Raw genomic sequence first — 19,358 nt, 5'->3', positions numbered from 1 at the left:
GATAACTATGCGAAGCGATGTAAAGATCGATAAAAGTGTCCAAAGTACGTCTAGCACAGTCCCTGAACAGTCGCTAACGACCATTTTGGCACAGACGGTTAAGACCGGTATTATTAAATCAAACTTATTAGCCATGTTCGCAGGGTTAACATTGGCTTTATTTATAAATGATTATAGCCCGCTTGAGAAAATTCCTGAGATCATATTAGCAATGATTGGATCAGCTCTTGTGATAGGTGCTGCAGGTGCCTTTAATAATTTATATGATCGAGATATTGATTCCATTATGGAACGGACGAAGAATCGGCCAACAGTGACGGGTGCCTTGCAACCAAAGACTGTTCTCTTGCTTGGTATCATCATGTCCGTAGTCGGACTAGTTTCTCTTGCATTTACAACACCACTTGCCGCACTCTTTGGGCTTCTCGGTTTATTTTTCTATGTTGTACCTTATACAATGTGGACGAAGCGCCATACCATTTATAATACAGAAGTCGGAAGCATTTCAGGTGCGATGCCTCCACTTATCGGCTGGGCAGCGATTACAACTGACTTGATGCATCCAGCACTTCTTGGATTATTTGTCATCATGGTTCTTTGGCAAATGCCGCATTTTTATGCAATTGCCATTCGTAAGTATGATGATTATAAAGCAGCAAATGTTCCAATGCTCCCTGTCGTTAAAGGATTTAAACGAACTTATATACAAACAAATATTTACTTGATTGCTTTAATTGCTTCAAGCTTTCTTTTTATTACATTTAGCATCGGGATTATGTTGGTCGCACTCATTTTAAGTATCGCCTGGCTTATTTTAAGTATTGTTGGCTATAAAAAAATGACAACTAAAAAATGGGCGACAACAATGTTTATTTTTTCACTTAATCATCTCACTATTCTTTTTGCGACCATCATTGTTTATTCCTTTATTGGAAGTACATTTTTATAGGGCCGTCTCGTTAAGATAAGTAGTTTTGATAACGTGGATAAAATCTAAAATCGCAGCACAAATAACATTATAATTAGCACAAAAGCTTGGGATTTTTTCTCAAGCTTTTGTTAATTAATGGATAAGTTGCACAAGCTTATTTAGACTTTAAATCAAGTTTGATAAGCGGAAAAATTTCTCTTATTTAAGAAATAGCACTGAAAATACCTTAAATAGCCGGAAAGATTCCGACTATTAACTCGGAAAACGTTAAATCAAGTAATTTTTCTTTGCTTAATCGGAAAAACTCCGCTTATATTCCCCGAACCGAGCTCCTTTCTGCTGTTTTACCGGAAAATATCCGCTTATTTTGATTATCCTCAAAAAGAACATCACTAATTGATATGTTTCTCCACCGAAACAGAACTACTTATCATTAAGCGAAACCCCTTTTTTAAACTGCTCCTTTAATAACCTTATAAATACTTCCAGTGCTTTCGTTTGAAAGGAGGTTCGTAAGACGATTGAAAAGTTTCTTTTAAAAGGAGTATCTTTCACGGGGAGGATTTTTAACACCTCCATTGAAATTTCCTTTCTTATCGCGAGTTGAGACAATAGAGTAATGCCTAATCCCGATTCTACGGTTTCTTTTATTAATTGGGTGCTGCCGAATTCCATCGTATCTTTTGGAGTAATGGATAACCGTTTGAAAATGGTTTCTGTTGCTTCGCGCGTTCCGGAGCCTATTTCGCGGATAATCCATGTTTCCTTCTCTAAATCGGAAATTTGTATTTCTTGTTTTTGCATAGATAAAGGATGAGTGGAAGAGGCAACAACATACATCATATCTTCTGTAAAAGATTCAATTGAAAGATGCGGGTCCTTATATTCTCCCTCAATAATTCCGACATCCAGTTGATGACCAATGACCAACTCGGAGATTTCCTTCGTATTCCCTATCTTTATCCTTGGTTTAATGAGTGGAAATTGTTGATGGAGTTTGGCAATTAAGTGTGGCAGCACATATTCACCGAATGTATAACTCGCTCCAATCGACAGCGGTCCACTTGCCCGGTTCGTTAAATCATCAATAAGGCCCTGCATTTTTGTATAAAGTCCTAAAATTTCCTTTGCATGATAATACACAATTTCTCCCGCTTTATTTAAGCGAACAAATTTATTACTCCGGTCGAGCAGCTTAGCCCCATAGGATCGTTCCAGTGATTGAATATATTGACTCACTGCAGGCTGTGTCATATGAAGTTCTTCGGCCGCACGAGAAAAATTCCCCTTATCTACTACCGTGACAAACACGAGTAAATGCTGATCCATCATAGCTTTCCTCCTCCATATAAGTTTTACTTATTATGAACATCATATATATTTATTTTCCTTATCGTCAATGATGAATTATCGTAATGGTATAGAATAATTTTGGAGGTGTTGACATGGAAGAAAGAGTAAAAGTGCTTGAACCGATGGAACCGAAGCGAAATTCGTCTTCCCTCCTTTGGATCGGTGGCATTGCATTTACCTTTTTTATCGCTTTACTTGGCTTCTTTTTAGCAAAAGTCCCCGGATTTGACCATGTCGGTCAGCTTGCATCCGCAATTGTGATTGCCGTTGTATTCCGACAATTTTTTGGATATCCCGAAGCGATTCGGCCCGGAATTAATTTTTCTTCAAAGAAGCTTTTGAGATTCGCTATTATTTTATACGGATTAAAATTAAATATTAATACAGTGTTTCAAGACGGAATCGGGCTCCTTATTCGTGATGTAGGCGTAATCGCCTTTGCCATTCTCTTTACGATGTGGCTTGCTAAAGTGTTTAAAGCAGATAAAACGATTTCCCTTTTATTAGGTGTCGGAACCGGAGTGTGCGGTGCTGCTGCGATTGCAGCTATCGCCCCAATCATTAAATCAAAGGACGAAGATACAGCGATTGGAGTTGGAATAATTGCTTTAGTTGGAACAATCTTTGCCATTGCTTATACGATTCTCCGCCCTGTATTACCATTAACTCCGGTTGAGTATGGGATTTGGTCTGGTACGAGTTTACACGAAATTGCCCATGTTGCATTAGCTGCTGCACCGGGTGGAGAGGATTCCTTGGCAATCGGTCTTCTAGCCAAACTAGGACGCGTCTTTCTACTTGTGCCATTGTGTTTTATTTTCATGTATTTTATAAATCGGAAAAAACACGGAAAAGAAGCTGCTGCGAATGGGAATAATATTGAATTCCCTTGGTTCTTAATTGGATTTATCATTATGAGCTTATTCGGAAGCTATGTTCTTGGAAGTCACATTCAAGTATCCGACGGCTTCATGAATGGCGTTTCAAATGTAACAACATGGTGCCTAACTGCCGCCATGGTCGGCCTTGGCCTAAACGTTAGCCTAAAAGACCTTCGAACAAAAGCCTTACGACCACTCATCGCGATGGTCATCACATCTATTTGTTTAAGCGTCCTCGTTTACTTTATCGTGTGAAAATTTTCACATGGTGTCAGGTACCGAAAAAAGACACTTTGGCCAATTTTCCACCTGGGATGGACAGTTGTTTAATTACGATGCATAACACCATTTCTATCCAATTCATGGAGAGAAATGGTGTTTTTTGTACTCTTTATCATCATGAATTAATATCAATCAAAAGAAGAAGGAATTTAGAAATATTATTAGAAGAGTAATATATATCAATAGTGAAAGAGGTGATTGTTGGTGAATACATTTCAGGAGGCATTGGCAAATTATTTTGATGCTTGGAACGAAGCATTCAAAACGAAAGATGAAAATCTCATTCGTTCGTTTATGTCAAAATCTTTTAAAGGATATTGGGCACATGGCGGCTTACTGGAGCCCGATCAATACGATTATCACTATGACCTAAAAGAGGTCATTAATCAATATAACGGTGATACAATAAAAAGCTTTGAGCCCCTTTCTCTTACTGAACGAAAAAATGGTGAACAGATACTCGTACTTGGAACGGAAAAAGCAATTATTAATGGGATTGCTCATCATGCTAATTGTATGTTTATTTGGCAAAAGGAAAGCAAAGAGTGGAAGTTGCTTCGTGAATATATTGAACTCGTGTAAAAGCTTATAAAACGAGGGGTGTTATTGTTGGAACTTTTCAGCTCAAGATTGACTATTCAATCGATAAATTTTTGTGAACATGTCATTCCGACACCATTAGGAGCAATTACATTTGACATAATCATTAATCAAATATTCCTTTCCGAGGCTGATTGCTCTCGCCAATACTACCGGCTATCTAATGGGGGAATTGCAATCCAATATCGTCATTCTGACTTTATAGCTGAATTAGTATTTTGTGAGCCAACGATTCACCTCCCCTTTCCTTTTTATTTGGACAAGGCAGTAGGCGCTGTATGGAGGGTGAAATCCCTTACTGAAAAAATGAATTGCGAATTTATTACGCATCTACAACCCAATCATCCTTACGAAATCGAGACTGGTCCAGATAGCGGTGAATGTTTAGATGCTATTACTTTGGAAAATAAGAAGTACAAATTAACTCTCGGAACACAGGATGGTGTCGCATTAGCAGCCAGAGCAAAAAAGAAGGATCGAATCCCAGATCGTTTTCCATCAACTGATGATATTGCATTATATGGATTAGTTAATTACATAACAAATGGATTAACAGTCCCTTTGCCCCCTTTAACACAAGATGAAATTTGCCAAGTTCATTTTGTCACTGCTTGGAAACCGAATAATAATGATGAGGATGCAACTACATGGTTTGCTGTAGATTTAACCGGAGAAGATATTCTCCTTAAAGAAGGGCTTTACTAATGGAGGAGTAAATATCATCTTCGATTTGAACGACTTTTACCCCTAGAGATTCTAGGCATTTCTTGGCAATCGAACATTCGGAGGGGAGGCTTCTGTTGCTCAAATCGATGATGGAACATCCCGCTTCCTTTTAAAGATGGAAACTTTGATTTAGTCAGTCAATAACTATTTTTCCTAAGTTAATTTAATCTAAAAAATATGGGGTAGCCAGCTAAGAGTTTTATACTCATCTGACAACCCCACATTGTTTTAGTAATATCGTCTGACATCTAGGCATCTTTTCGTAAAAAAGCAGCAATGTTTACGAAAGGTACTTTAAATCACAAATTCCTTATATCTATCAAAATCACTCGCTTTACATTCCAGCACAAGTTTCGTACCATTTTCCTCATAACTCATAGTCATCACATTTGCATGATCTTTAAAATAAGAAATAATCCTTCCTTGATCATACGGAACTAACATTTCACACTGAATATAATCCGTGAAAATTTCCTTCCTAATCATCTCAATTAGTTCATCGATTCCAATTCGTTGTTTGGCGGATAAAAATACATCTTCCCCTCGAGTCATCGGTATGTGAACATCCATTAAATCTGATTTATTGTACGCATAGATGGTTGGAATATTTTCAATTCCAATATCCTTTAACGTTTCATTTGTAATGTCCATAAGCCGTTCATAATTCGGATTGGAATAATCAACAACATGAATCAATAAGTCACTTTCTGCTACTTCCTCCAAGGTCGAACGAAATGCTTTAACAAGATGGTGGGGAAGCTTACTGACAAATCCGACGGTATCTGTTAGTAAAAATGATTTTTGGTCAGCTAAGGAAATGCTTCGAACGGAAGTCTCCAAAGTTGCAAAAAGCATATCCTTTTCAAAAACCTGTTTATTTTCTAACGGGTTAAATTTCTCCACCATTGCATTCATGATTGTAGACTTGCCTGAGTTTGTATAACCAACAAGGGAAACAACCGGCACATCATTTTTCTTCCGTTGTTTACGTTGGGTTTTCCGATGAGCAACTAGATGTTCCAATTCTTTATTTAACGCAACGATTTTCGCCTCAATTTTCCGGCGATCAAGCTCTAGCTTTGTTTCTCCGGCACCTCTGTTTTTCAATCCTGATCCGCCACCTTGACGCCCTAGAGATGCGCGAAGACCGACTAAGCGAGGAAGCATATATTGCAGCTGGGCAACTTCTACTTGAAGCTGTGCCTCTTTTGTTCGCGCTCGTTCCGCAAAAATATCTAGTATTAAAATCGTTCGATCAATGACCTTACAGTCGATATCCGCTTCTAAATTTCGGATTTGAGATGGAGATAATTCATCATTAAAAATAATGACATTCGCCTCTACCATTTCTCCAAGCGCCCGAATTTCATCAATTTTTCCCGTCCCTACATAATGTGATTTATTAATTCTTTGAAGATTTTGCGTAATTTCCCCAACGACTTCGATATCACATGCTTCCGTTAAATTTCGAAGCTCTTCCATTGAATAGTCAAAGTTGTCTTGATGATTTAAATTGACCCCTACTAATATTGCTTTTTCCCTCAGTTCCATAATATTGCCCCCTTCATTTCCATAAAATAAACATACAAATCTGCTCGCTGTACATACATGAGTATCGGATAATGTATATAATTCCCCAAAAATAAGAGAGCACCCCTATTAGCAGTTCCTAAAAAAGACAATAAAAAAGAGGGCAGAATCGTTCCTCCCTCTTTATACTATGAATGTTTCAATAAAATAGGGTTCCTAAAAGTAGGCAGACCAATCCGATTACTCTGCACAGGATTAGCAGAGTCTTGCGCTATTTAATTAGCGGCACAACGCCTTAAATCGGATTCTTACGTACTTCAAGGCTACCCCTCCGTTCTAAAAAGTTATCTTAATATTACCACATCAACAGATAGATAACAATATAAAGAAAAGTCAATTTTCACAATAACACAAAAAACCTAGCAAGGGGGGTTTCCTTGCTAGGCAACATCTATTTTCGAGTCAGGGGGGACTCGGAGTAGATTACTTAATATAAAGCTTACCGCTCGCTAATTTTGTTGCTACATTACCATAATCATCTTTCACTTTTACTTCAACGACCGCTCCATCTGCTTTTGTACCATTTGGTACAGTCCAGTAGCCAACATAATGACCAGATGATGTTTCCATCATTGGCAATTCGGTTGCATTGTCACTGGTTACGTTTGTTAACGGCATGTGAATTGCGAATGTTGCTTTTAATCCAGGTGCACTATCAAATTCAATTTTGATTGAATCACCCTTCTTTAAGTTTTTATCGGCATTTGGCAATAGATTTTCGATTGCAGGTGCATCGTACTGTGCATGAACAGTTACCTTCTTCGTAACCTTATTGCCTGCTTTGTCTTGAGCAACGACTTTAATGACGTTTTCACCATTTTCAAGCATCACACGTTTAGAATATTTACCATCAGTTACAGTTGCTTTTTGACCATTGATTTTAACCCAATCAAGGTTGGCATCGCTGACCTTACCTTCAACCGTTACTGTTTCCTTATTTGTTTTAGAATCATTCTTCGGACTATCGATTGTCAAATTCGGCTTCGTTTTATCATACACCACTTTTACAGGTGCAGATTCATCAGTTGATCCTGATTCGACCGTTGCTTTTGCTGTAAGGACATTTTCTCCTTCAGTTAATGCAACGTCTGCAGAGAATGTTCCCTTATCAGTCGCTTGAACCGTCTTCACATCTTCACCATTGTTAAGAATGTGTACATCCGTTGATGGAGATGCAGTTCCTTCAACAGTTACTGTTCCTTCATTTGTAAATGAACCATCTTTTGGTGAGGTAATTGATGGTACATCCACTTCATAGCTTACACGGGCACGAATCATATAGTTACCTTCATCAGCTGGTGATTGGGACCATGCTCCACCAACATATTGCCAGCTGCGTTTTGCATTCGTACTACTTTCATCCGTTGCTAAGCCCGGTGAAGCAGTGTTAATTTTACTTTGAATGTAAACCATGTAGAAATCACCATTTACTGAGATTCCTTCACCAGAAAGGTCAACAACTGTCCATTCTCCGTTACGAAGTGCAGTCGCATTGATTGGACCGGCAATCTTCTTACCCGGAGCGCCATTAGTTCCTGTTGCATCCCAAACTTCTACTTTGAACTCAGTTCCACCTGGTACAGGCCATTCAGTATCCCAGAAACGGAACACGCCAGCTGTAACGATTGCAGTCTTTTTGCCTTCTGGAAGTGACATTTTCACTGCCCATCCATTACCCGCATCATAGAACGCGCGAGCATTTTCAGCAGTTCCATCATCATAACCAATTTCGCCGCCTGGATAGCTAATGATTGGTACTAAATCCACATTAACATCCGCTGTTTCTCCACCTTCAACAGTCACTTGTTTTTCTTGGCCGTGATAGAATGGAGCAATAATTTTTAATGTGTATGTGCCTTCGTAGGCCGTTAACTCATAGTGTCCATTTTCATCTGTTTGTACAGGGGTCACCGCAGCGTCTTCAACAAGTAGAACCGTTGCTCCTTGTAAAGGTTCACCAGTTGATTTGTTTTTCACTGTACCACTAATGTTTCCTTTCGGTAGCTCATCTAACACAAAGTTAGCTGTTGCTACCCCATCATTTTCAATTGTTACACGTTGCTGTTCAGAACGGAATCCATATGCATCTGCTTGTAAAGTATAGTCGCCAGCTGCATGTGTCATTTCATATTCGCCGTTAGCTGGATTCGTTGTCACTGAACGTCCAGTTTCTACTACACTTACTTGAGCATTCATCGGTAATAGTGTAGGATTAACTTGTTCCTCTTTCGCCGGAGGGGCATCCTTTTTAGGTAATTCTAGCTTTATTGAAGCTGGATTTACCTTTTCTTTTTTCAGGGAATCCTTGTCATCGCCTTTTTCTACGCCAAGATTCATGTTGCCTTTGGAGATTTTACTGCTAATTGAATTGGCAGAAAGCTTCACATCATCTATATACCAACCTTGTTTTGGTACACTTCCGTCAGATGTAACATTAAAGCCAATGTAGATTCGTTGTCCTGCATAAGCTGATAGGTCAACTTCGCGATCTGTCCATGCAGTCGTTGTACCATTTACACGAACGAGCTGTGTCCAGTTTTCTCTGTCCGTTGATACGAATACATGACCAAAATCATAGTTTGTTTCTAACTCATGCCAGTTTTTGAATTGAAGGTATGAATTTCCTTCAGGAAGATCGATTGGCGGCATTACCAACGTCATGTTTGCACTATTATCATAGTTTCCAGCAAGATTTGTTGCGTACACTTTTTCACCAGATGCTGCACTTCTTGGCCCAGATGTTGGTACACCCCATTGCCATGAATCTTTTGTTCCAAAAGAGCTCCAGCCCGTTGGTGTAGATTCAAAGTCTTGAGAATAGCCAACAGTGATTCCAGGTTTCACTTCTACACTGTATTCATTACTTGTCACTTCATTATTACCAAAGTCATTCATTTTCCAACGATACGTTAAAGAAGGAGTAGCAATTTTATCCCCAGGAATCTTCGCGGAATATTCTCCAGATTTAAAATCACCTGATTTTCTTTGTGCATCAATGCTCTTCCATTCATTTCCTTCTTTATATTCCAAAGTAACTGAAGATACGCTAATATTATCACTTACTTGGACTGTTAAAGGTAAATCCATTCCTGCATATGTTTCAGTTGGTGCACTATGTTCGAAAGTTGGAGCTTCATTGTCATCCCCGTCTTTCGTTACTTGACCTTTCACTTTTCCTAGACCATTCATAATGGATGAAACTGCATCAAATGCATTCACTAATCCGTGTCCATATCCATTGTTTGGACTTTCAGGGAAAGTGGAATCTGTTAAAGGTGTTGCAGTGTTCATTAAAATTCCCTCAATTTGATCAACAGTTAAAGCTGAATTTACTTGACGCAACAACGCAACTACTGCTGATACATGCGGTCCAGCCATCGAAGTTCCATTCCAGCCGCCTTCATAAACGCCGCCAGGTACGGAAGAACGGATATTTACTCCAGGAGCAGCAATGTCAGGCTTTACTTCACCATATGGAGAAGGACCTTGTAAGGAGAAGCTTCCTAATTTATTGTTGATATCTGTTGCACCAGTCGCAAAGCTTTCAGGATAGTTTGCTGGATTTGCGATTGATCCTGGTCCACCAGGTTCAAATATGTCTGTGTTCCCCGCAGAGAATTCTGGGAAAATTTCCGCTGCTCGCCAGTTTTGAACCATTTCGCGATACCATTCATCAATTCCACGGCCGCCGCCCCATGAGTTATTGACAACATCTGGCGCCATTTCAGGATGTGGATTCCCTTGTGCATCCTTTGGAGCAAGAATCCATTCAGCAGCTTCTAGTAGATCTGCGTCTGTGCCACCCGTAGCTGTGAACGCTTTTACCGCAATCCACTTTGCTCCAGGAGCTACACCAATTTGGTTCGCCCCATTAGGCTCAGAACCGACCATTGTTCCCATTGTATGTGTACCATGTCCTTGGTCATCATACGGAGTAGACTGACCTGCAGTTGCATCAAACCAGTTCATTTCATGATTTGGGCTATTTGGGTTTGCTGCATTGTAACCACGATATTTTTCTTTTAATGCCGGGTGATCCCATTGTACACCTGTATCGATATTGGCGATGACCGTTCCCGATCCATCAATTCCCATATCCCAAACTTGTGGTGCACCTACGCGATCAATATTCCATTCAATATTGTTAGTGCCAGCTTTTTTCTCAGCTGTTTTTGCACTTTTTTCAGCTTTTGTATTCTTTTCAGCTTTTTGATCCTGTTTATTCGGTGCAGCTACACCTGTTTTATATAGCTGACGCGTTTCGTTCGGGAGGACTTTCGCTACCGCTTCAAAGCCAGCAAGCTTTTGCATGACTTCCTTCGTAGCTGTTATTGCCATCCCATTGACAATATAGAAGGATTCAAAATTCTTTACATTGCCGTTTTTCTTTTCCTTTTTTAAATACTTAATCACATCGTCTTGTGTTTCTATCGCAGTCGCTCTTAATTCGGAGACAACCGCTGATCGTTTTGCAAGCTTTGTTTTAATTCCTGACAGCTTCGCCTTTTTGGCATTGGTTGCCGCTTTTTTAGCAACTTTAGCTGTATCAGCCTGTTCCTTAAATTTGATTAAAAAGGTTACCTTTTCATCGGCTGTGTTGAACTTTTTAAGAAGTGCATCACTAATTTTCGACTTCGTAACACTCGAATCCAAAACCGATGTATGTGGTTTTTTCGTTACTGATAATGAAGCAGCATTCGCAAAACTTGGTGTTAAAAGCGAAACTGACATTAACACTGTGGCCAATACACTTGTGGCCTTCACAACCTTTTTCTTCCTCGGCATTCTTTTTCCTCCCCTTCAAAATAATTTGCTCTTTTCGTTCATGAAAAAAGCCTTTGACAATAGAAATGACAACTGTATCCTCCTTTCTCTAGACTTACTTGTTGAAGGTTCTTAGTTGTCAATTTAAATATATCGCTCGGATTTTAAAAAATTTGTCTAAACTTGTCGAGGTAGGTCTGAATTTTCAGAATTTAGTCATTTCGTATGAATGGAAATTTTTCAGCAGAGGCAAAAGTACTAAATATTTCTAGGAGTGATTTTTTGATTCACGGCTAAAATATTGGCAAAATAACCCTTCTTTTTAAAAACCATATAGGGACTCGTTACTATGCTAAAAAAAATTCATTTCAACCCCCAAAAAAATATATATATCAACCTAGTAGGAATGTTTATGAACCAATATTCATTATTTAAATTAATTCAAAAGTCCTTGAGGTAGATATAAAAGGGTAATATGCTTTAGGAATACGAACTACTTTTGAGGATGTTTCATTAAAAGGTATCCTTCTTTTGACATATAACTGGTATTTTATATAAGCTCCTTTCGTATACTTGTAGCTTTTAAAACGTTACATAGACGATTTATTTGACAAATTGGAAGGTCTCGAATGATACTAGTCAGTAGCAATAAAGAAAATGGAGGACAGGAATGAAGAAAACAAATACACGAACTGTAACAATTGCCCTTTTTGTTGCGACCTTTTTAACAGCCATTGAAGGAACCATCGTCAGTACGGCGATGCCGACAATTGTCAGTGATTTAAAAGGGATCGAATTAATGAATTGGGTTTTTGCAATATATTTACTTACCTCAGCTGTAACCGTTCCGATTTTCGGAAAGCTATCTGATTTATACGGCAGAAAATTCATTTTTACACTTGGCACAATTATTTTCCTTATTGGTTCGGCACTTTGTGGACTTTCGCAAACGATGGAACAATTAATCATTTATCGTGCGATTCAAGGGATTGGTGCAGGTGCCATTATGCCTGTCACAACAACCATTATCGGGGACATCTATCCATATGAAAAACGAGCAAAGGTACTAGGGTTTATGGGGGCCGCTTGGGGAATTGCCGGTGTCATCGGTCCACTTGTCGGTGGCTTTTTCGTTGACCAGCTATCATGGCACTGGATATTCTATATTAATGTTCCATTTGGAATTGCTGCTATGCTCATGGTAGGCTTTTCATTGAAGGAAAATATCGAAAAAACGAAGAAAAAAATTGATTTTGCCGGAGCGATTACTTTTTCAGTCGGAATGCTCGCCTTGCTTTATGCTTTGCAACGTGGCGGCGATACACATAACTGGACTTCTCCATCAATCATTCTGATGCTTATAAGCGCGATTATCTTGCTTGCTTTATTTGTTTTCATCGAGTCGAAAGCAAAAGAACCGATGATTCCTTTGCAGCTTTTCCGTTTACGTGCGATTTCAGTTGCTAACGGGGTTGGTTTTCTTGCAAGTTGTATATTAATTGGAATTACCGTTTATTTTCCGATGTGGGTGCAAGGGGTCATTGGCCATGGGGCAACTATATCTGGCTTAATGCTCGCACCGATGTCTCTTACATGGATGATCGGGTCATTTCTTGGTGGGCGAATGCTTCTTCGTCAAGGTGTACGAGTAACGGTTGCAGTCGGTATGGCAATTATCGTTATATCGGCGATTTGGTTAATGTTTTTCTCAATTAACACACCTGAGCTGTTTTTCTATTTATTAGCTGCTTTAATCGGGGTTGGCTTTGGAATGGTTATGACAATAACAATGGTAAGCTCACAGTCTGCAGTTGATTGGTCAATGCGTGGAGCAGCTACGGCATCCAATACATTTTTCCGTACATTAGGTCAATCTGTCGGCGTAGCACTCCTAGGAACTTACTTTAATTCGACACTTGTAACCAAAACTGCGCAATCCCATTTAAAAACGGAAAATCTTAATCAATTGATTAATCCTAACTTAGCTCAGGGACTCCCCGAACAAGCACGTGCCTCTTTACGGGAAATTCTCGTGTTTGGGTTGCATCATCTATTTATTGCAATGATGGTGATTGCCTTATTAGGTTTCCTTGTTTCATTTTTATCTCCAAAATTAAAAGCGGAAGAAAGAGGATAAATCAAAAGGAAGGCTGGTATCTACATTGATACCAGCCTTTTAGTTTGTTTATGAAGATTTCTGATTCAATCTCATCAATAGATATCTACTTTTCCACTAGACACCGTGACATCAATTTTATGCTTACCTGTACCATGTTTACCGTTCACTTTATGATTGCCTACTTCTTGGCTTTCGAGTGGGAAATCGCAAGAAATATCTCCACTGCTTACTTTTCCTTTCAAGGTGAAATCTGCATTATCAGGTAAATCAAGCTTAGCTAAGCCTGAACTTACATGAACATCAATGGAATCTTCAAGCTTATCCATTTGCACATTTAATTTACCCGAAGATAGCGTCGCATCAAGTTTTCCTTCATAGCCATCCACATTGACTATACCGGAGCTCATATTAATTTCCCCCGTTTGAGTGGAGATAGAAGTTAGGTTAGCCATACCCGATGAGCCATTATGTTTATATTGTTTTACATCTAGGTTTTCTAGAGTTAACTTACCTGAACCCATATTTACGTTCATTTTGTTTAACTTCATTGGATCCTTTTTTGAAGTACCTACCATCGCTAACTTACCGGATCCAATCGTCACATTCATATCGCGATTATACTCACGGGGAACATGCACCGTTAGTTTGCTTTTGTTCCAAAATCCAAATTGTTGGAACCATTTCCGTTTTACTTCAATTCGGATAGCGTCTCCTCTTCGATTGACAGTTAATTTTCCTTTGCCCTCAAGTTCCGCTTTAATCTCATCCCGGTCTTCAGGAATAATAACCGTATTTGAGCTATCAACCTTTAAATCAAGTAGATCAATTTGCTTTATCGATTGAGTATGTGAATCCCCTTTACCAAACGGAAACCAAGATGCCTCTTTTATACTCGAGCCGATAAAATATAAACCGACGAGAACGAGTAAAAATAATAATAATTTTTTCATTGCATATCGTCCTTTCCCTTCTTTATATATACATCATATAGGAGTGGACATTCTTCCAACAATGCACTTTAGAATGAATAATCGTTCAGACTTGAGGCTTAGTAGCTCCTTTTTTAATTGGCTACATTAAACTTGGATGTTGATTTCCGCTGCAGGTACTCACTCTCAAATCAACTTAGTTGCAAATTCAGCTTTTTACTTTAATATAGCTTTTTACTTAAACATAAATACTCCTCAATAATTTCTCGATGACTTCTGACAATTTTCTCCGGTAATTGATGTGGGTCTATAAATAAGCAGTCATTAATTTCCGTTTTATCCGCTTGCATTTCTCCATGAAAGGTTGTTGAATAATAGGCAATAGTAACTGAGTAGAATTCATCTCCGTTAGCCGCCTTCATATAATAATTTTTACCCGAGTACACATTAATAAGCTGCAAATCTTCGACGACCAATCTCGTCTCCTCATACACTTCCCGCCGCGCTGTTTCCTCCGTTGATTCTCCTAACTCCATCAACCCTCCGGGAAGCCCCCATGATTCTTTTGGAAACTTCCTTTGCTGTAACAAAATCTTCCCTTTATCATCCACCATAACAACAACAGACCCTACTAAATTTAATGGTCTTGTTCCAACAAGCTTTCGTAGTTCTTCAATATATCCCATCGTCCAACCTCTTTATTTTATTTTCACAGGTGTTAGCGGCTGGCCGCCTTTTAACACTTGAATGATATTATTGGCTGCGATTTCAGCCATTTTTAATCTTGTCGCTTCACTTGCACTTCCAATATGAGGAAGGGTCACCACATTCGGCAATGATAACAGCGGTGACTCTAAATCAATCGGTTCACTTTCAAAAACATCTAAGCCTGCAGCCCATAATTCGCCGTTTTTCAATGCATGATATAAAGCAGTTTCATCAACAATTCCACCCCGTGCAGTGTTAATTAAAATTGCGGTCTCTTTCATCAGTTTAAATTCATTTTCACCAATTAAGTGATGGACCTCTGAACTATACGGTAGTAATAGGCTAACAAAATCGGATCGGCGAAGAAGAGTTTCAAAATCACAGTATTCAATACCTAATTCCTTTTCTACTTCTAGCTTACGCGCACGATTATAATAAAGTATGTTCATTTTAAACCCTTTTGCTCTTCTAGCAAGTGCCTGTCCGATCCTTCCCATACCAATTATACCGAGCGTGGCACCATAAATGTCCCGACCAGTTAGTTGCATCGGTGACCATGTTTTCCATTCACCATTCCGTAAATAATCGGATGCTTCGACTATTCTTCTTGCCGTCGCCATCATTAATGCAAAAGTAAGATCCGCAGTCGTTTCAGTGAGCACTCCCGGTGTATTTGTCACAATCACGCCTTGTTTCTTAGCAAATGAAACATCAATATTATTAAATCCTACAGCCATATTACTGATAATTTTTAACTTCGTTGCCTGTCGGATTACTTCTTCATCGATTGTTTCTGTTAGAAGACACAATAAACCATCGATTGCACGAACTTCCTGTAATAGAATTTCCCGAGGGACTGGAATCTCTGCTTCTTCCCACATGCGAACATCTGCAATCTCAGTAAATTGATCATAAATAACTTGTGGTATTTTACGAGTAATATATATTTTTGGTTTCATTAATCACACCCCATTTGATGTATCCTTCATACCTTCTAGAAACAAATGGAATTTTCCTTTATCATTTTAAATGATCATTTAAAATATTTTCTTCCAGCACGGAAAATGTGTCCCCATACACCTTCGTAATATGTTTTTCACCCCAATCACATAAAGCATTCAATATACCTTCTAAACTCCGTCCATATTCACTTAGCTCATATTCCACTTTTGGAGGGATTTGTTGATATACGATGCGATTGATAACGCCATCCTCCTCCAGTTCTCTTAATTGCTGCGTCAACATCTTTTGTGTAATATTTGGCATCAACCGTTTTAATTCACTCGTTCGCTTCTTCCCATGTGTTAAATGGCAAAGAATCACACATTTCCACTTCCCGCCAATCACTTCTAATGTTGCTTCAACGGATATATTGTATTTCTTTTTCTGCATTGTAATCCTCCTCATCTTATAGGTACTTTTAAGTGCCTATATTACCTTTTAGTATCTATATTACAAAAAAGTGCGTACTTTTCATTACGGTCAATATATCTCATAATATCATTTGCCGGTTAATTTTTTCTATTCACACACATATTTGTGTTTTCATTCACTTTTTATATAGAGGAGGAGAGAATTGTGTCACTAGATAAAAGAAGAAGTACATTCGCACTATTAGCTCTAGCAGTAAGTGCATTTGCGATTGGTACAACTGAATTTATAAGTGTGGGGTTATTGCCACTTATTGCGGATGATTTACACATTCCTGTTACGACCGCAGGTTTAACTGTTTCATTATATGCATTAGGCGTTACTTTCGGAGCACCAATCCTTACAGCTTTTACCTCAAGGATGCCTCGGAAAGCCTTATTACTTTGGATTATGGTTGTTTTTATCATCGGCAATAGCATTGCATGCTGTGCTACTACTATTGTTGTATTGCTAATTGCAAGGGTTATTTCAGCATTTTCACATGGTGTATTTATGTCTATCGGTTCGACCATTGCAGCTGATTTAGTACCTGAAAACCGCAGGGCAAGTGCAATTTCTATTATGTTTACAGGACTTACGGTTGCAACAGTAACTGGTGTTCCATTTGGTACATTTATTGGTCAACAATTCGGATGGAGAATCGCCTTCATTGTAATAATTATCGTCGGTGTAATTGCTTTTATCGCAAACAGCATTTTAATACCATCTGATTTAAGAAAATCCGTTACTCGGACAAGCTTTCGTGATCAACTTAAATTAGTTACCAATAGTCGTCTACTTTTGTTATTTATAATTACTGCCTTAGGGTATGGAGGAACATTTGTTGTCTTTACTTATCTTTCTCCATTATTACAAGAAATTACCGGATTTAAGGAAGGTACTGTTGCTGCCATTTTACTAATTTACGGAATTATGATTGCCATTGGTAACATGATCGGCGGAAAATTATCCAATCGAAACCCCATTGGTGCATTATTCTATATGTTTATTGTTCAAGCTGTCGTTCTTTTTGTATTAACATTCACAGCACCAAATAAACTAGCTGGATTAATAACTATTCTTTTTATGGGATTATTAGCTTTCATGAATGTACCCGGCCTACAAGTTTATGTAGTCATGTTGGCTGAACGATTTGTGCCATCTGCAATTGATGTCGCATCAGCAATTAATATTGCTGCATTTAATGCAGGGATAGCAATTGGCTCTTATTTGGGAGGCATCATCATTCATTCCATGGGAATCATTCACACCGCTTGGATAGGATCATTAATGGTTGTAGGTGCGGTAATTCTCACTGGAATTAGTCGCACGCTAGAAAGAAAAGATCAAAGAAATATCATTCACTAAAACAAATTGATTCATAATTTTTTCAACATATTGTAGGAGGTTATTTAAAATGATAAAAAATTTACAAGATACAACAACATTGCATAATGGTGTAAAAATGCCTTGGATAGGACTTGGTGTATTTAAAGTACCAAATGATGACACCATTCATTCAGTTTCAGCTGCAATCAAAAATGGATATCGTAGTATCGATACGGCTGCTGTATATGAAAATGAAGAAGGTGTTGGCACCGGAATTCGTGAAGGATTAAAAGCAGCCGGTATATCTCGCGAAGAATTATTTGTTACATCCAAAGTTTGGAATGCGGACTTAGGATACGAAAAAACACTTGAAGCATTTAATACAAGTCTAACTAAACTTGGATTAGATTATTTAGACCTTTATCTTATTCACTGGCCTGTTGAGGGAAAATATAAAGGTTCTTGGAAAGCATTAGAAACACTTTATAAAGAAGGAAAGATTAAAGCAATCGGTGTAAGCAACTTCCAAATTCATCATCTGCAAAACTTAATGGAGAATGCAGAAATTAAACCAATGGTGAACCAAGTGGAACTGCACCCGCGTTTATCCCAAAAAGAACTTCACGCATTTTGCAAGCAACATCATATTCAGTTGGAAGCTTGGTCACCTTTAATGCAAGGCCAGTTACTAGATAATTCTACATTACAAGAAATAGGAACAAAGTATAAAAAATCAGTCGCCCAAGTGATTTTACGCTGGGATTTGCAAAATGGTATTGTAATAATACCTAAATCAACAAAGGAGCACCGAATCATTGAAAACTCTACCATCTTTGATTTTGAATTATCAGCCGATGATATGAAACAAATTGATCGTTTAAATGAAAACCATCGAGTGGGTCCAGATCCCGATAATTTTGATTTCTAAAAAGCTTGAGTTTAAGTAATCTATTATCCATATGCGGACAAATTGCAATAGAAAAGCAGAGCAATTCCTAGGATAACGGGTTCACTTGTTAGGTGCAAAACGCTAATCACAAACCTAATCACATACATTTCACAACGCAATTCACAGTATATTGCACAGTCAAAAAGGTGTGGGGATACAAATATCCCATGCCTTTTTTTTATTTTACTAAACCAGTTGTATAAGTTCAGTATATGCCCTAGCAAGTTTGAAAAATAAGCGGAGAAATTTCCCTTAATTAATAAATTTCACTGAAAATGACCTAATAGACGGAGAAATTCCGCCTATTGACTCGAAAAACGTAAAAATGAGTATTTTTTCTTTGCCTAACCGGAAAATCTCCGCTTATATCCCTGAACTAGGACTCTATTCTGTAGTTTAAGCGGAAAATCTCCGCTTATTAAATATCACTGGTTTCTTCAATTAAGGTAAGAAATCTAGTTAACCTCATTTGGATACATTTCAGGTAGCCTTCGCGAGGTAAAAATGCATCTGTGGGGTCTTCTAAGACCGCTAATCATGTAGGAATCTGTGTGCCCGTGAAATTTACCCATTAAAATTAAATCCAACAACCCCTGTAATCGCAACATAATCCACATACTAAATCACAAAAAAACTCACACACCCTCCAATAATTATTTCATACTCCGTGTTTTTACTATGTGATTTAGGAAACAATTAACAATTAAAATTCACCAAAATGTTGATAAATCAGTAAAAAACGCACTGTGAATCATAGTGTGAATTCAAGTGCGTTTTCCTATGTGTT

14 protein-coding genes are annotated in these 19,358 nt (G+C 38.3%); 7 read left to right on the top strand and 7 right to left on the bottom strand.

Annotation, left to right across the window (positions count from 1 at the left end):
- Nucleotides 1-7 precede the first annotated feature (7 nt).
- A complete protein-coding gene (cyoE, locus tag I5776_RS02350) occupies nt 8-949 on the top strand; it encodes a heme o synthase (RefSeq protein ID WP_202778791.1) in 942 nt (313 codons plus the stop codon).
- A gap of 405 nt (nt 950-1,354) precedes the next feature.
- On the opposite strand, the gene I5776_RS02345 is transcribed toward cyoE, so the two are convergent.
- Nucleotides 1,355-2,260 carry a LysR family transcriptional regulator gene (locus I5776_RS02345; protein ID WP_202778790.1) on the bottom strand — a complete coding sequence of 302 codons (906 nt, stop codon included), beginning with the start codon at nt 2,258-2,260 and terminating at the stop codon, nt 1,355-1,357.
- 116 nt (nt 2,261-2,376) lie between these two features.
- Between I5776_RS02345 and I5776_RS02340 the strand changes: the two genes are divergently transcribed.
- The 3 genes from I5776_RS02340 to I5776_RS02330 all read left to right on the top strand — a co-directional run bounded on the left by I5776_RS02340 (nt 2,377) and on the right by I5776_RS02330 (nt 4,752).
- Nucleotides 2,377-3,420 (top strand): YeiH family protein, encoded by a 1,044-nt coding sequence (locus tag I5776_RS02340; protein ID WP_246483884.1) that lies wholly within the window; start codon nt 2,377-2,379, stop codon nt 3,418-3,420.
- 231 nt (nt 3,421-3,651) lie between these two features.
- Complete coding sequence (locus tag I5776_RS02335; protein ID WP_202778789.1) at nt 3,652-4,029, top strand: DUF4440 domain-containing protein; 378 nt, start codon at nt 3,652-3,654, stop codon at nt 4,027-4,029.
- Nucleotides 4,030-4,056: 27 nt separating this feature from the next.
- Nucleotides 4,057-4,752, top strand: coding sequence for a hypothetical protein (locus tag I5776_RS02330; protein WP_202778788.1), 696 nt, complete (start codon nt 4,057-4,059; stop codon nt 4,750-4,752).
- A 315-nt stretch (nt 4,753-5,067) separates the two neighbouring features.
- Here the strand turns inward: I5776_RS02330 and hflX are convergent, their stop codons facing one another.
- Together hflX and I5776_RS02320 are read right to left on the bottom strand one after the other, a co-directional pair.
- Complete coding sequence (gene hflX, locus I5776_RS02325) at nt 5,068-6,324, bottom strand: GTPase HflX (RefSeq protein WP_425490324.1); 1,257 nt, start codon at nt 6,322-6,324, stop codon at nt 5,068-5,070.
- A 462-nt stretch (nt 6,325-6,786) separates the two neighbouring features.
- Nucleotides 6,787-11,148, bottom strand: coding sequence for a S8 family serine peptidase (locus I5776_RS02320; protein ID WP_202778787.1), 4,362 nt, complete (start codon nt 11,146-11,148; stop codon nt 6,787-6,789).
- Nucleotides 11,149-11,797: 649 nt separating this feature from the next.
- On the opposite strand from I5776_RS02320, the gene I5776_RS02315 reads away from it, so the two are divergent.
- Nucleotides 11,798-13,264, top strand: coding sequence for an MDR family MFS transporter (locus I5776_RS02315; protein ID WP_202778786.1), 1,467 nt, complete (start codon nt 11,798-11,800; stop codon nt 13,262-13,264).
- Between the two features lie 74 nt (nt 13,265-13,338).
- On the opposite strand, the gene liaG is transcribed toward I5776_RS02315, so the two are convergent.
- The 4 genes from liaG to I5776_RS02295 all read right to left on the bottom strand — a co-directional run bounded on the left by liaG (nt 13,339) and on the right by I5776_RS02295 (nt 16,275).
- Nucleotides 13,339-14,196, bottom strand: coding sequence for a LiaG family protein (liaG, locus tag I5776_RS02310; protein WP_202778785.1), 858 nt, complete (start codon nt 14,194-14,196; stop codon nt 13,339-13,341).
- 200 nt (nt 14,197-14,396) lie between these two features.
- Complete coding sequence (locus I5776_RS02305; RefSeq protein WP_202778784.1) at nt 14,397-14,861, bottom strand: NUDIX hydrolase; 465 nt, start codon at nt 14,859-14,861, stop codon at nt 14,397-14,399.
- Nucleotides 14,862-14,873: 12 nt separating this feature from the next.
- Entirely contained in the window at nt 14,874-15,842 is a 969-nt protein-coding gene (locus tag I5776_RS02300; RefSeq protein ID WP_202778783.1) for a 2-hydroxyacid dehydrogenase, read from the bottom strand.
- 61 nt (nt 15,843-15,903) lie between these two features.
- Complete coding sequence (locus I5776_RS02295; protein WP_202778782.1) at nt 15,904-16,275, bottom strand: winged helix-turn-helix transcriptional regulator; 372 nt, start codon at nt 16,273-16,275, stop codon at nt 15,904-15,906.
- Between the two features lie 186 nt (nt 16,276-16,461).
- Between I5776_RS02295 and I5776_RS02290 the strand changes: the two genes are divergently transcribed.
- Both I5776_RS02290 and I5776_RS02285 read left to right on the top strand, forming a co-directional pair.
- Nucleotides 16,462-17,661: an MFS transporter gene (locus I5776_RS02290; RefSeq protein WP_202778781.1), complete on the top strand. Its 1,200-nt coding sequence runs from the start codon at nt 16,462-16,464 to the stop codon at nt 17,659-17,661.
- A gap of 49 nt (nt 17,662-17,710) precedes the next feature.
- Complete coding sequence (locus I5776_RS02285; RefSeq protein ID WP_202778780.1) at nt 17,711-18,550, top strand: aldo/keto reductase; 840 nt, start codon at nt 17,711-17,713, stop codon at nt 18,548-18,550.
- The last annotated feature ends 808 nt before the right edge of the window (nt 18,551-19,358 follow it).

Origin of the sequence: Heyndrickxia vini, from assembly GCF_016772275.1 — a bacterium.
Taxonomy (GTDB): Bacteria; Bacillota; Bacilli; order Bacillales; family Bacillaceae_C; genus Heyndrickxia; species Heyndrickxia vini.
The sequence above is the reverse complement of the archived record's forward strand: the minus strand, read 5'-3'. Positions and strand labels throughout refer to the sequence as shown.

What these genes read in the sequence shown, in the direction of transcription:
- cyoE (WP_202778791.1), top strand. Translation starts at nt 8, where the DNA reads ATGCGAAGCGATGTAAAGATCGATAAAAGTGTCCAAAGTACGTCTAGC.
- I5776_RS02345 (WP_202778790.1), bottom strand. Translation starts at nt 2,260, where the DNA reads ATGGATCAGCATTTACTCGTGTTTGTCACGGTAGTAGATAAGGGGAAT.
- I5776_RS02340 (WP_246483884.1), top strand. Translation starts at nt 2,377, where the DNA reads ATGGAAGAAAGAGTAAAAGTGCTTGAACCGATGGAACCGAAGCGAAAT.
- hflX (WP_425490324.1), bottom strand. Translation starts at nt 6,324, where the DNA reads ATGGAACTGAGGGAAAAAGCAATATTAGTAGGGGTCAATTTAAATCAT.
- I5776_RS02320 (WP_202778787.1), bottom strand. Translation starts at nt 11,148, where the DNA reads ATGCCGAGGAAGAAAAAGGTTGTGAAGGCCACAAGTGTATTGGCCACA.
- I5776_RS02315 (WP_202778786.1), top strand. Translation starts at nt 11,798, where the DNA reads ATGAAGAAAACAAATACACGAACTGTAACAATTGCCCTTTTTGTTGCG.
- liaG (WP_202778785.1), bottom strand. Translation starts at nt 14,196, where the DNA reads ATGAAAAAATTATTATTATTTTTACTCGTTCTCGTCGGTTTATATTTT.
- I5776_RS02305 (WP_202778784.1), bottom strand. Translation starts at nt 14,861, where the DNA reads ATGGGATATATTGAAGAACTACGAAAGCTTGTTGGAACAAGACCATTA.
- I5776_RS02300 (WP_202778783.1), bottom strand. Translation starts at nt 15,842, where the DNA reads ATGAAACCAAAAATATATATTACTCGTAAAATACCACAAGTTATTTAT.
- I5776_RS02295 (WP_202778782.1), bottom strand. Translation starts at nt 16,275, where the DNA reads ATGCAGAAAAAGAAATACAATATATCCGTTGAAGCAACATTAGAAGTG.
- I5776_RS02285 (WP_202778780.1), top strand. Translation starts at nt 17,711, where the DNA reads ATGATAAAAAATTTACAAGATACAACAACATTGCATAATGGTGTAAAA.